This is a genomic window from Streptomyces sp. ISL-87, from assembly GCF_018614095.1.
In the GTDB taxonomy this organism is placed as follows: domain Bacteria; phylum Actinomycetota; class Actinomycetes; order Streptomycetales; family Streptomycetaceae; genus Streptomyces.
The window spans coordinates 67,932-80,936 of the sequence record NZ_JAGGOY010000051.1 but is presented as its reverse complement, the minus strand read 5'-3'; the positions used below and the strand labels follow the sequence as shown (position 1 = coordinate 80,936).

Sequence of the window (13,005 nt, the reverse complement as noted above, 5' to 3'; positions counted from 1 at the left end):
GCCGCACCCATGTCCGCAACGGCCCCCGACCAGCAAGATCACGATCTACAGCTGGAGTACTAGGAGGAGCCGGGGCGGCAGTGCCGCGTCTGGCTAGACGGGAGCGAGGTGCATGCTGTTGATGCTTCCGACCCGTCTCAGTTTCCGTCTCGTTCGTCTCCGTGCACGGCCGTCCAGAGCCGTACACCTTGCTCACGTGCCGGCTGGCAGTGTACGGATCTGAACGTCCCTGGACGTGTACGGATCATGTTCGATCTAACGCAGACAAACCTGCAAAGCGAGTTACGCCGGTTCGATTCCGGTCACGGCTTCCAAACGCAGAGCCGCCCGGGGGCACGTCCCCCGGGCGGCTTTCTGCCGGCTACGAATCGCACTGTGTCTGCTGCTTGGCCACGTCCACGAACTTCTTGATGAGCTTGGCGAACAAAGGGCGGGACTCGCCTTTCTTCATCTGCTCGATGGAGCCGCTGACGGTCAGCTCAACATGGAACATGTCCTTGGGCCCCTTGCAGGAGAAGGCGACGCGGGCGCCTGTGTCGTACACGATGGCCTCGTCTCCGAGGTCCAGCGGATCCGGCGGCGGCTTGATCATCTCGCGCATCCAGAAGAAGCTCTGGTCCAGGGGCTGGCGTGTCGCCGAGGCGAGGAACCGTCCCTCGCCGTCCACGTCGACATTGCACGTGGCACTCCGGCGCTCCGCGGTCAGCTTCACATCTACTGGACCGGACTCCTTCACCTCCTCGCCCTTGCCCATCAAGGGCTCCAGGTCGTCACGGGTGAAGATCCCGAAGCAGTTGCGCTCGGGCAGCTGCGGGGCCGCCGCCTTCTTCTCCTCGGAGCAACCGGTCAGCGCTACCGCCGCGACCAGCGCTGCGGCGAGCGCGAGGGGGATATGGGCCGTGCGCATCAGGAACCCCTGTTCGACTCAACGACCTGGCCACGGCCGACCGCGTGCGCGTTCGCCGTTTCCGTCGAAGCCACGCCGGCGAGGGCATCGATGGTCCTCTGGGTCATACCCGTTCCCTCTGCCGCCTTGCGGACCGATTGCGCCGCGGACTTGCCCGCCTCCATCTGCGCGTCCGTGTAGTCGATCACGGCCTTGTGGTTGGCCTCGCCGGTCTTCTCGGCCTGGTCCTTCTTCGCCCGCTCCACCACGCCCTCCGTGATGTCCTCCTGGAGCCACTCCACGACGTCCCCGGCCATGGGCACCATCTCCAGGTACTTGCCGCCCGCCGCGCTGATGCCGCGGTTGATCCACTTGGCCTTGTCCTCGACGCCTTTGACGTATTCCTCAGCCTTGTGGCCGTTCTCCGCGAACGTGCCTTCGGCCCTCGCCTCGGACAGGATTCCGGCGATTTGACCCCCCGGGTGCACAGCGCTCTTGATCGCCGCGTCCACGTCCTCGTACTCACCGCGATGCGCGATGACGTCATTGACGAGCGTGGTTGTGAAAGCTCGCTGGGAGTTGGAGATTGCACCGTACGCCTCCGGGTCCCGGCCCACGGCGCCGATGAAGGCCGCCATGTCGGCCTTGTGGAACTCGGCCATCTCACCATTGGCCTTGATCATCCCGCTGCCGTTTTCCGCCGAGGCCTGGATATCCGGCATGTACTCGGCGGCCATCTCGCCGAAGTGGCCGGACAGTCCCTTCAGCGGCGAGCTGTCGTCCTCCCCGGGCTTCCCAGTGACCAGTTCCGGCTTGTCGCCGATCTTCTCGACGACCCGTTCCATGACAGCCGCCATCTCCTTGGTGTGCGGGACCGGCGCCCCGTCCTCGTCGCCGGGCGTGCGATGGGAGACCGCCGACATGAGCGCATCGCCCAGGGCCTGCTGCGCCGGGTGGAGGCCCCCTGTCTTCGAGACGTCGAAGCCGTCCACGTAAGGCTTCTTGTCGAGCATGTAGTCGACCATGCCCTGCGCCTTGCCGTGCTGCCCACCGACCGGCTTGTCGTCCTTGGTGACGATGCCGTCATGGTTGCTGTCTTCGCGTACCGGCTCGTTGAAGAAGGCCGTCGCCGCGTCCGGGTTGTTACCGAGGGCCTCCATGAGTCCGGTCAGTGGGTAGAAGCCGCGGCCGCCGTCCTTGCCCTGGTTGAGGGCCATGGCGTACGGGGCCCCGTACTCCCATGCCTTCGGGTCCTTGCGGTCCATCGCAACCATGTCGCGGCCGACCGACGTCAGGAACTCCGTGTCGTAGGTGCCCTCACGCATCAGCGCGCCCAGCGCCTGGTAGCCGAACACCCGCGTAGTGACGCCGGCCACGCCGGTGACGTCCATCTCCTTGTGACCGGCCTTCATCAGTTCGGTCGTCCAGGCGGCGTCGAGGTGGTTCGGGACGTCCTTGTGCGTGGCGAGGCCCAGCATCGCGCCGAGGTCGCTCTGGATGTTGCCGACCATGAGCGCGCGGTCCAGGCCGGGCTGGCCCAGGCCGGTGGCATCCAGGGACATCTTCGAGTACGCCTGCAGCGTGCCCTCGGGGCCCACTTTGCGGTAGAAGCCGGTCGCGAACTCTGGGTCGTTGCGGTTGTCGTCGAGCAGGTCCTCCAGCTCGCGCAGCGCCTCGGGGTTGCGGGCCGTGCCACCTTCGCCGGTGACTTTCCTCATCAGGCCGGCCGCGCGGTCCACCTGCTCGGCGTCCAGGGTCGTGTACTTCGGGGTGGTGAAGTTGTGGTCGTCGGTGACGTTCGCCTGGAGCGCACGGACCAGCGAATCGTCGGCGTCCTGAGCGTCCTCGACGGCCCGGTTGACCCGCTCCTGCCAGAGGCCCCGGTTCTTGCGCAGCGACTCCTGGTAGTCCGGGTCGTGCTGTGCGGCGTACTGGTCCTTCGGGTCGGCGAGGGGGATGGCGGTGACCCGCCCGGACTCGTCGATCCGGAAACCGGCGGCGGGCGCCTCCGCGACCAGCTTCTTGATCTGGTCCTGGGCGGCCTTGAAGGTGGCGTGCCCATCGGTCAGGACCAGGTGGATGCCCTTGGCCTCCTTGGCCGCGTCCTCGAACTCCTTGGCCGTCTTGTCGATGAACGCCCGCCCCACGCCGGCGGTGACCCCGCTCCACTCCGCCTTGTCGGCCTTCGCCTTCATGCCGTTGCGGGCCGCCTCGGCCAGCTCGTCCAGCTTCGCGACCATCGCACCCCAGTCGCGGATCGCGGTCTGGAGCTTGTCCAGGGGTGCGTTCATCACGTTCTCGTACGTCAGCACGTGCCTAAAGCCGCCTTTCAGCGCACCAGGGGCTACTTGAGGTACTCGTCGATCTTGGAAGTGGTGAACTCGGCGTAGAGCTGCTTCTCGTCCTTGTTGTGGGAGGAGAGAGAGTAGTTGAGGCCGTTGGAGATGTTCGCGCAGGCGGCGACCAAGGTCTTGACCTGACTCTCCCAGCGGCTGTTGACCTTGAGCAGGGCCGCCCCGCTGGCGAAACTCTCCTTCGAGAGCGCGCCCGCGGCGTCGGAAGTGGCCACGTTGGCGTGCTTCCCGTCGGTGGACAGCCGCTCGTGGAGCTTGAACGCCTCGCTCCCGACGGCCCCGATGTGGTCCTGGTTGAGTTCGAGGTCACCGCCGCCGCCGTTGCCGGGGTCGGCGGGTACGTGGTTGAGCCGCATGGACACATTGGCGGCCGCCGCGGTCCGTGCGGCGGCCCACTCTTCGTCGAACGCCATGGGGTGCTCTCCTTCTGCCGACAGGACTTTCAGCGGTTCGAGCGCCGGACGACGACTGCGGTGACGGCACCGCCGATGATCACGCAGGCCCCCAATCCGAGGGCGATCCAGGGGAGGACGCTGCCGTCCTTCTTCTCCTCGGCCTGAGGGGCGGGCGCGGGCTTGCCGGACTCGGGGGCCTTGGACTCGGGAGACGAGGACGGGGACGGGGACTTCGACGCTGCCGCGTCTGCGGCCGCGAGATCGGGGAGCGGGAACACGTCCGCCGGACCCGGGTCACCCGGCGTGGGAAGCGCGATCCGGGGACGGACCACGCCATAGCCGATGCCGTCGTTCCGCTCGGCACCGTCCTTGGGCTTGCCGGCGGTATTCAGGAGGACACGGAGGACCTGGTTGTTCGTCCAGTCCGGATGAGCGGACCAAAGCAACGCGGCAGAGGCGGAGGTGAGGGCGCTGGCGTCACTCGTTCCGTGGTTCTTGCAGACTTCCGTCCCGCCCGCGCAGGCCGTGACGATGTCAACGCCAGGAGCAGAGATGTCTACCTGCGGGCCGCGCTGCGATTCCGCTGTCGCAGCACCGTTGGGGTCCACTGCCCCGACGCCCACCACGCCTGGCGTCCCAGATGGATAGTTGACCTCGTTGGTCGAGTCTCCATCGTTCCCGACAGCAGCGAAGATCAGCTTGTCTTTGGAAAGTGCGTACTTGACGGCTTCAAGCCGCTCCGGGTCCTCCGTGGGCAAACCCAGAGAGATATTGATGATCTTGGCATCCGAATCTGCCGCATACCGAATCGCCGCTGTCCAGGACGGAGCCCTCTTGCTGAACTCATGCGGCACACGGATTGGAAGAATCTTGGCTCCAGGCGCGAGTCCGAAGGCGCCATCGCCACTCGGATGCTTCCCTGAACCGGCAATCAATGCAGCCATGGTGGTGCCGTGTTTGTCGTAGTCGGTGCGCTCGTCACCTTCGTACTCGGCTGTCGCGAAATCCTTGCCAGGAAGCACCTGGCCCTCCAGCTCAGGTACGCGCGCCACACCGCTGTCAATCACGGCGACCGTAACGCCCTTGCCCGTGCTGATCTTCCAGATGTCGTCGGCCTTCATGGCAGTGAGATGCCACTGCCGCTCCCGAATGCTCTCCGCATGGGCCGGGGTCGCGGCGACCCCAGCCAACAGCAGACCCACAAGGGCCGAGGTCGCCTTCCGCATGCGCATCCCGTCCAGCATCCGTTCTGCTCAGTCGATCACAGGCGGCACAACACGACGGTCGCCCTGCCAGGTCTCTTCGTCTTCAGTCAGGTAGTCGGGGAGTTCGCTCCCCTGATCCCTATGCCGCCTACCGGGGTTACGGCTACCTGTACCGGCAACCGGACCGGCACCCGCCCCACGCACGAGGCCCGAACCGCCCTGTGTGAACGGCTGACCGCCCTTCGCGGGCTGACGCCCACCGACCACACCGCCCGGCTCCGTGGCCAGTCGACGGCCCACCCCGGAGCCACCTGAGACGCCGTGGGAGCCACCGACACCGCCCATGCCTCCCATCCCGCCCATCATGCCGCGTCCCGTCTGCGGGCCCTCCGAGCCGATGACCGTGCCACGCGGAATGCCCCTGCCAGGCCCGGTGGAGGACACCTGTCGGCCGCCCGTGATCCCGGGGTCACGCGGAGGCAGACTGGCGATACCGCCGGCCTTGGCGCTGGGAGCACTCGGACCCGGGAACGGACCAAAGGGACCCGGGCCACCACCGAGCTTCGGCATCCCGGTGATCGGCGGCAGCGCCAAAGGCGGAATCCCTTCGCCGGGAGTGATACGGCCACCACCCGGGCCAACCGGCCCCGGCAGTGCCGTGGTCGGGGGAAGGGTCGTGTCCGGCAGCGTCCCAACGGTGTCGAGGCCGACACCCACCTCACGATCCGGGAACCCCGGCACCGTCACCGATCCCGGTCCCGTCGTCGGTGTCAGCGTGTTGTCGGGCTGCGGCTGACGAACAGGCGCCCAGCCAGGCTCGTTCGAAGGCGCGTCATAGGAACTCTGAGGCGCGAACGATGAGCTACTCGATCCAGCTCCTGTTCCAGAGCCTCCTCCGGAACGTGCTGTGTACCCACCACCGTCGTGCCCCTCCGGCACGAACTCCCCCGGCGGCGGCGGAAACGTAGGCGCCTGCGCCTTGTCCATCTCCTTGGCCGACTGATCGTACGACTCCGACAGAGTCTTCATCGTCTGAGCAGCCCGCACCTGGTACTCGTGCAGATCGCCCATCGCCTCACGGCCGAACGTCTGCGCATCCGGGTCATTGTGATACTTGTGCGCCGTCTCAAGGTTGGACTGCGCGGTCGCGACCTTCTCGGCCTCCGGCATGTTCTGCTTGGCCTCGACCATGCTCTGGGCCGCCAACGTCATGTACTTGCCACCATTGGCGCTGTACTCACCCAGACGCAGCGTCGCGCTGCCCGCCTGGCTCACCCAGTCCTGAAAAGCCTCCGCCGCCTCGCCCTCCCAGCCAGTCACCTTGTGCGACTTGAGAGTCTCACCGATCGACTTGATGTCAGCCGCAGCCTGCGTCAGCAGCGTGCCCCGCGCCTTCACCGTCTCCGGGTCGAAGGCAGCGATCATCGCCATCAGCTGCTCAAGCGAGTGGCCCTCGAAACTCGTGGCCATCAGACTGTTCCCTCCGACGTGTGTGCGTTAGCGGTCGCGCCGTCCGATGCCGTGGTGTAGGTCTTCGAAAGCGGGTCGCGGTCCCGGACGTATTCCTTCTTCGCCTTCTCCGCGAGGGCGACCATCCGCCGCCTGGTCTCCTCGTCGATGCCCGCGAAGCCCTTGCCTGCTGTCCGGATCGCGATGCCCAGCGCCTCGATCTGGCCGGCCAGCCCCTTCGACAGGTTCTGCAGCTCGTTGTGCACCGTCGAGTACGCCTTGAACAGGGCCTCCGCCTCAGGGAAGCCCTTGCCCAGTGCGCCCGCCGGCAGGGTGCCGTGGGCCAGCTTCTTGTCGTCCGCCTCGGAGAGGCCGAGCCTGTCCAGGAGGTCGTCGACCAGATTCTTGTAGCCGCTCAAGGTGTCGTACTCGACCTTGAGCGCCTTTACCCTCGGGGCCCCGAAGTCCTGCCCGAACACGCCCGGCCCATAATCGGCTCCCACAACGGCCTCCCCGACTCCCCGTAATTCCCCGTTCGCAGGCGGGCGTACCCCCAACTCACACGCACGCGCACTGCCTCACCGTTCACTCTAACGATCGGCGCCGACAGCCCCAACCTCGGGGTTGCACGTGCAATGCAGGTCACAAGGTCAAGAGTTGGGCGGCGCCACTGCTGCCGATGGCCTGATCGGGAGCCTGTTGACCGGGCGGCCCGTTGCCGCGCGGACCGCTGAGGCCACTGCCGCCGGGGCCGTCACCACCGGGATGGCGCTCGCCGCCTTGGCTCCGAACGGGGCTACCACGTCTCGTTCTTCGACCAGTTTGACGATACGGATGACCGGTGCGTCGAGCGACGTCGGCAGGGCGTAGCCCGTCAGGTCGGGGTGGCGGATGACGCCCGACACCGAGCGGAGGTTTTCCGTCAGGGCCGCGCCCACCCCCTGTGTGACGCCCGCTTCGATACGGGCTTCCAGCTGGCGGGGGTTGAGGATGCGGCCGACGTCCTGTGCCACGGCCAGTTCCACGACCCGGACCGCGCCCAGCTCGATGTCCACGTCGACCACCGCGCGGATAGCGCAGAAGGCGAGGCCGACGAAGGCATCGCCCTGGCCGTCCGCGTCCAGCGGTTCGGTCGGGTGGGGGCGGCACTGGGCCGTCGCCCAGAGTTCCTTGCCCGCCATCGCCTCCGCGACCGTCGTGGAGAAGGCGCCGTCGTACGACGTGATCCGGCCATCCACGATCTGCAACAGCTCGGTGGACATGCCGAGTTTGTGGGCCATCGGCTGGAGGAGCTGCGTACGGACCATCTTCGCGGCCCGTTCCACCGCCCCGCCCGAGACCCACGTGTGCCGGCCGTGCGCCGACGGGCCCGCCGGCGGCTGGTCGGTGTCGACGGGGGCCGTCACCACCTCGTCCACGCCCAGGATCTCCTGGACGATCTGGCGGGCGAGGGTGGCGAAGCCCTGGCCGGTGTCGACCGCCGCGCAGATGACCGTCGCGGCTCCGTTGACCACCTTGACCGTGGCCGTCGCGACCTCGTCGGTCCCCTCGGCACCCAGCATGTGGACCATGCCGACGCCGTAGCCGACCCCGCGCCGCACCGCGCCCGGCTCGCCCGCGCCCTCCAGGCCGCCGGGCAGGAGCCACTCGTCCTCCGGGGCGTCTTTGGGCAGGGCGGGCAGCTCGAAGTCGCGCACCGAGCGCAGGAGTTCGGCCACCGGGGCCGGGCACGTCACCGTCTGGCCGGTCGGCAGGAGGTCACCGGTCGCCAGGACGTTGCGCATGCGGAGTTCCGCGCCGTCGAGGCCGAGCGCCGCCGCGAGCTTGTCCATCTGGCCCTCGTACGCGGCGCAGACCTGCATCGCGCCCTCGCCCCGGACATGGCCCGACGGCGGGTTGTTGGTGCGTACCGCCCAGCCCTCCACGAAGGCGTGCGGGACGACGTACGGGCCGCACGCGAAGGCCACCGCCGCCGCCAGGGACTCCGAGGAGGCGTCCGCGTACGCGCCGGCGTCCATCAGGATCTGGGCCTCGACCTTGACCAGCCGGCCCTCCGCGTCCGCGTGGTGGCGGTAGCGGAGCAGGGTCGGGTGGCGGTGAGTGTGGCCGAGGAAGGACTCCTCGCGGGTGGCGGCCAGCTTGACCGGGCAGCCGGTACGGAGGGCGAGGAGGCCCAGCGGGAGCTGGAACGCCGCGTCCTCGCGGTCGGCCGTCGCGCCCGGGACGCCGGTGACCACGACGCGTACGCGGTCGGGATCCAGGCCGAAGCAGGCCGCGGCCAGGTCGCGGTCGGTATGCGGGTCGGTGGAGGCGGTGTAGATCTCCACGCCGCCGTCGGGGCGCGGCACGGCCAGCCCGGCCTCGGCGCCGATGGGCGCGGGGTCCTGGCGGCCGATCCGGTACAGGCCCTCGACGACGACCTCGCCGGTGGCCTCCGGGTCGCCGTAGCGGAGCGGGATGTGCCGGATCAGGTTGCCGTCCGGGTGGAGGGGGGGCGCGCCGAAGGCCTGCTCGGGGTCGGTCACCGCGTCCAGCAGCTCGTACTCGACCGTGATCGCGGCCGCGGCGAGGCGGGCCGTGTCCGGGTGGTCGGCGGCCACAGCGGCGATGGGCTCGCCGTGGTGGCGTACGACGTCGTGCGCGAAGACCGGCCGGTCGGCGATCCGGCGGCCGTGCGTGGTGGCGCCGGGGACGTCGGCGTGGGTGACGACGGCGCGGACGCCGGGCATCTCGGCGGCGGCCGAGGTGTCGATGGACAGGATCCGGGCGTGCGCGTGCGGGGAGCGGAGCACGGCGGCCCAGAGCAGGCCCTCGGCCCACAGGTCGGCGGCGTAGGGGAAGGTGCCCTCGGTCTTGGCGCGGGCGTCGGCGGACGGCACGGAGGCGCCGATTCCGCGCGGAATGCCCTGTTCGTCCGGCTCGCCGCCGGATGTCACCGAGGTCGTCACCGTGGCGGTGGCCGTGCTGGTGGCCGTGCCGGTGGCCGTGGCCGCGTCGTGCCCGCTCACGCCATGCCTCCGTTGTAGTGGATTCCGCCCTCGCCGGGCGGTGCCTGGTGCGGGATGCGGGCCTGGACGGCCGGGGCCGGGACCGACGCCGGGGCCGGCGCCTGAACCGGGGCCGCGGGCTCGGCCGCTGCCGCCTCGCGCTCGGCGACGACCTCGCGGACGGCGTCGATGACGCCCCCGTAGCCGGAACAGCGGCAGAGGTTGCCGCACAGCGCCTGGCGGGTCTCCAGCTCGCTGGGGGCGTGGTTGCCCTCCAGCAGGTCATGGATGGTCATGGCCATGCCGGGCACGCAGAACCCGCACTGCACCGCTCCCGACCTGCACAACGCCTGCTGCACGTCCGACAGTTCCCCGTCGGTCGCGAGACCTTCAACGGTGCGGACCTCGCTGCCCGCGGCCGTCGCGGCCGGAACCAGGCAGGAGGCGACGAGCCGGCCGTCAACCTTCACGGCGCAGGCACCGCATTCGCCCTGCGAGCAGCCGTCCTTGGCGCCGGCGAGGCCGAGGCGCTCGCGCAGCACGTAGAGGAGGGACTCGCCGATCCAGGCGCCGGTGACGGGACGGTCGGCGCCGTTGACGCGCAGAACGTAGGAAGCCAGCGGATGCTCGTGATGGGCGACGGGCTCAGCGATCTCTTCGTCGTACGTCGCATCCTCGGCCGGGAAACCTCCGGCGTTGTCCGCACCCGGGGTTGCCTCGCCGCTGTCCGGGCCATCCCCGGTCGGCGTGAGCGACTCCTCCCCTTCGCCGGGGGCAGGGCGGCCTCCGCCCAGCCCGTGCCCTTCCGCTGCCGCGGGCTCCAGGCCATCACCGGACCCGGCGAATCCCTCTCCGCCACCCGCCCCGGGATCCACCCCGGGCCCGGCCTCCCCGCCGGACGCGGCTCCCGCCAGGCGGTGCTCGTCGGCGGGTTCAAGCTCAGGCTCAGGCTCCATCCCGGGCGCGGCCGCAGCGGGGCGGTGCTCATCGGCGGGCGCAAGCCCAGACACGGGCTCTACGCCCGGCACGGGCTCTACGCCCGGCACGGGCTCCATCCCCGGCACCGACTCCATCCCCGGAGCGACCCCTGCCGGGCGGTGCTGGTCGGCAGCAGCAAGCTCAGGCGCGGGCTCCATCCCCGGTGCGGCTCCCGCCGGACGGTGCTCGCCGTAGGGCGCAAGCCCAGGCGCGGGCACCATCCCGGCCGCGGCTCCTCCCAGGCGGTGCTGGTCGGCAGCCGAAGCCCCAAGCTCAGGCCCCGACGCCATTCCCGGCGCGGGCTCCATCCCCCGCGCGGCACCCGCCGGGCGGTGCTCGCCGTAAGACGCAACCTCAGGCTCAGGCGCCACCCCAGCCCCGGCACCCGCCGGGCCGTGCTCACCGTAAGACGCAACCTCAGGCGCGGGCGCCATCCCCGGCGCGGCTCCCGCCAGGCGGTGGTCGTCGCCGCGCGCGAGGGCCGGCGCGGGCTCGGACTGCGCCATCGTGAAGCCGGCCTCGGCCAGCGCCGCGGCGTCCGCCTCCGGCTCTTGGCCGGCCCCCGCATAGCCGTGCCCGTCCGCAAGCGCGTGCCCGTTCAGGAGCGCGTGCCCGTCCGCGAGCCCGTGCCCGTTCGCCGGCGCGGGCTCGGCCTCGCCGCCCGGGTGCGGGCGTTCCGCTGTGATCGGTGTCGCCGCCGGGCCGTGGGTGGCCTCGACGTCGCGCGGGGCCGGGTGCGCCGGCTCCTCCTCGGGGAGCGTGCCCACGCCGGGGCCGCCCAGGACGCGCGGACCCCGCCCGGGGACGCCCAGCCCCGGACCGCCCAACCCCCGCCCGGAGGCACCCGGGAGCACGCCCGAGCTCAGCGAGGTGTCGTTCTCGGGCCCGCCCGGCTGCTGCGCCGCGTAACCGCGCACGCCGTCGAAGTCGGGGTGGCTCGCCCACGGCGCGGCCGCGCCGCCCGGCAGGGTCGCCGGGGCCTGGGTCCAGTCGGCCTCCAGGGGGCCCAGGCGGAACTCCCCGGACGCGTCCTGCGACTGCGCCGGCTCGGGCTCGATGTCGGCCCCGGCGTCCGGGAACATCCACTGCCCCGTCGCGTGAGCCTGGTCATGGGCGTGGGCCTGGTCATGGGCCTGCCCGTCCCCGGGGAACGCCGCCGCCTCGGGGAAGCGCCACTCGGCCGTCGCCCCCGGATCCACCTCGACCGGGCCGGGCCCGGCGAACGCCGCCGCCACCGACGCCGGCAGCGGAATCGACGCCGGGATCGGCCCGCCGACCGGCGCGGGGGACGGGGACGAGACCGGGGCCGACGCCGACGCCGGCGCCGAGTCGACCGCAGCCGCCCCCGCACCCGCACCCGCCTCCGGCCACTGCACGGGAAACGTCCAGGTCCCCGTCGCCGCCGGATCCGTAGAGGCGGACGTGGCGGAGCCCAACGGCACGATCATCGGCGGCGGCACATACCCGTGCCCGGGCGCCGCCAGCGGCTCCCCCGTGCCGAGCGCGTCCAGCATGTCCTGCGGAAGCTTCACGAAGGCCGTCGCGTCGGAGTCGAACTCCCCGCCGTGCGGCACCGGCTCCCAGCCCCAGCCGGCGGACCCGCTGCCACCGCTCATGTTCGCGTTCTCGTTCTCGTTCTCACTCATGAGGTCAGCGCCCTCCCCAGGGCCCTCCGTGCCAGCACGGCGACCGTCCGCCGCAGATGCAGTACGCCGGCGGCCACCGGCTCCCCCTGGTCGGGTACGCAAGCGGCCGCGACGTACTCCCCGAAGGCTTCCAGCGCCTCGGGGGCGAGGCTTCTCTCCCCGTCCCAGTCGATCAGCGAGGCCACCCACTGCTCGGCCTCCAGCGGCCGCAGCGGCATCGGGGCGACCGCCCCGATCGCGCAGCGCACACCCCGGCGCGCGGGGTCGAGTACAAGCCCCACGGACGCCACAGCGCGCCCCGGACCGGTACGCCCCGTGGCCTTCAGGAACACCTGCGGCGCGTGCAGCAGCGGTACCCGCACGAAGCCGATCAGCTCACCGGGCCGCAGCATCTCGCGCCCGGCCAGCAGGTGCGACACCGGGATCTCCCGGCCCCCACCAGGCCCGACGATGACCAGCACGGCCTCCAGCGCCGCCAGCACGGGCAGCGCGTCACCGGCCGGCGCGGCCGTGGCGATGTTCCCGCCGAGGGTGCCGGCATTGCGGATCTGCGGGGGCCCGGCGGCCCGTGCGGCCGCCGCCAGGGCCGGGATGAGGGCGGCGAAATCCGGCCGTCCCATCCGGGCGTGGGTGAGGCCCGCGCCGAGCAGCGCGTGGCCGTCCTGGTACTGCCAGCCGCGGATCTCGTTGATCCGGCCGAGGCCCACCAGGGCGGCCGGCCGCAGCAGCCCGGCGTTGACGGCGGCCATCAGGTCGGTGCCGCCCGCGACGGGAACGGCGGCGGGCATGGCGGTGAGCGCCGCCACGGCCTCGTCGAGCGAGGACGGCAGCGTCACGGACTGCGCCGCCTGCGGGCCCTGAGCCCCCTGAGAAGAATGCGGTGCGTGCGGTGCGTGCGTGGTCAACCCAGCTGCCCCTTCCCGATGTCCCGGTCCCGGCGCTCACGCCTGTCCGCCGTACGGTACGTGCTCACCGCCGGGACGTAGCAACTCTGGCACATCTTCCGAACCGCCCGGCGCGAGGGTCGCCCGGGCGCCCCCGAACACCCGCACCTCAACCGAGCGTCCGTATTCCCCCGCATTTCTCCCGTATCAACCGAAATCGA

Annotated in this window: 9 protein-coding genes and 1 tRNA gene; 1 reads left to right on the top strand and 9 read right to left on the bottom strand. The window is 70.8% G+C overall.

Translation table 11 applies throughout. The annotated features are described in order from the left end of the window. Window positions 1-231: 231 nt before the first annotated feature. Window positions 232-314, top strand: a tRNA-OTHER gene (locus J7I97_RS19800). 47 nt (window positions 315-361) lie between these two features. Here J7I97_RS19800 and J7I97_RS19795 read toward each other — a convergent pair. The 9 genes from J7I97_RS19795 to J7I97_RS19755 all read right to left on the bottom strand — a co-directional run bounded on the left by J7I97_RS19795 (window position 362) and on the right by J7I97_RS19755 (window position 12,805). Next, window positions 362-907: a hypothetical protein gene (locus J7I97_RS19795; RefSeq protein WP_214936691.1), complete on the bottom strand. Its 546-nt coding sequence runs from the start codon at window positions 905-907 to the stop codon at window positions 362-364. Further along, on the bottom strand, window positions 907-3,198 hold the full coding sequence (locus tag J7I97_RS19790) for a DUF6571 family protein (protein WP_214936689.1): 2,292 nt from the start codon (window positions 3,196-3,198) through the stop codon (window positions 907-909). The genes J7I97_RS19795 and J7I97_RS19790 overlap by 1 nt, the downstream gene beginning before the upstream one ends. Before the next feature lie 32 nt (window positions 3,199-3,230). Further along, complete coding sequence (locus J7I97_RS19785) at window positions 3,231-3,653, bottom strand: hypothetical protein (protein ID WP_214936687.1); 423 nt, start codon at window positions 3,651-3,653, stop codon at window positions 3,231-3,233. 29 nt (window positions 3,654-3,682) lie between these two features. After that, window positions 3,683-4,879 (bottom strand): type VII secretion-associated serine protease mycosin, encoded by a 1,197-nt coding sequence (gene mycP, locus J7I97_RS19780; RefSeq protein ID WP_251058973.1) that lies wholly within the window; start codon window positions 4,877-4,879, stop codon window positions 3,683-3,685. Window positions 4,880-4,888: 9 nt separating this feature from the next. Next, complete coding sequence (locus J7I97_RS19775) at window positions 4,889-6,310, bottom strand: WXG100 family type VII secretion target (RefSeq protein WP_214936685.1); 1,422 nt, start codon at window positions 6,308-6,310, stop codon at window positions 4,889-4,891. Continuing rightward, a complete protein-coding gene (locus tag J7I97_RS19770; protein ID WP_308369244.1) occupies window positions 6,310-6,792 on the bottom strand; it encodes a DUF2563 family protein in 483 nt (160 codons plus the stop codon). The genes J7I97_RS19775 and J7I97_RS19770 overlap by 1 nt, the downstream gene beginning before the upstream one ends. 147 nt (window positions 6,793-6,939) lie before the next feature. Further along, window positions 6,940-9,297, bottom strand: coding sequence for a xanthine dehydrogenase family protein molybdopterin-binding subunit (locus J7I97_RS19765; RefSeq protein ID WP_214936683.1), 2,358 nt, complete (start codon window positions 9,295-9,297; stop codon window positions 6,940-6,942). Further along, window positions 9,294-11,900 carry a 2Fe-2S iron-sulfur cluster-binding protein gene (locus tag J7I97_RS38610; protein ID WP_251058972.1) on the bottom strand — a complete coding sequence of 869 codons (2,607 nt, stop codon included), beginning with the start codon at window positions 11,898-11,900 and terminating at the stop codon, window positions 9,294-9,296. Before J7I97_RS38610 ends, J7I97_RS19765 begins: the two co-directional genes overlap by 4 nt. Then, window positions 11,897-12,805 (bottom strand): xanthine dehydrogenase family protein subunit M, encoded by a 909-nt coding sequence (locus J7I97_RS19755; protein ID WP_214936681.1) that lies wholly within the window; start codon window positions 12,803-12,805, stop codon window positions 11,897-11,899. Before J7I97_RS19755 ends, J7I97_RS38610 begins: the two co-directional genes overlap by 4 nt. Window positions 12,806-13,005 lie beyond the last annotated feature (200 nt).

Bases quoted from the DNA above. Each gene is read 5' to 3' on its own strand.
- J7I97_RS19795 (WP_214936691.1), bottom strand. From the start codon at position 907: ATGCGCACGGCCCATATCCCCCTCGCGCTCGCCGCAGCGCTGGTCGCG.
- J7I97_RS19785 (WP_214936687.1), bottom strand. From the start codon at position 3,653: ATGGCGTTCGACGAAGAGTGGGCCGCCGCACGGACCGCGGCGGCCGCC.
- mycP (WP_251058973.1), bottom strand. From the start codon at position 4,879: ATGCTGGACGGGATGCGCATGCGGAAGGCGACCTCGGCCCTTGTGGGT.
- J7I97_RS19775 (WP_214936685.1), bottom strand. From the start codon at position 6,310: ATGGCCACGAGTTTCGAGGGCCACTCGCTTGAGCAGCTGATGGCGATG.
- J7I97_RS38610 (WP_251058972.1), bottom strand. From the start codon at position 11,900: ATGAGTGAGAACGAGAACGAGAACGCGAACATGAGCGGTGGCAGCGGG.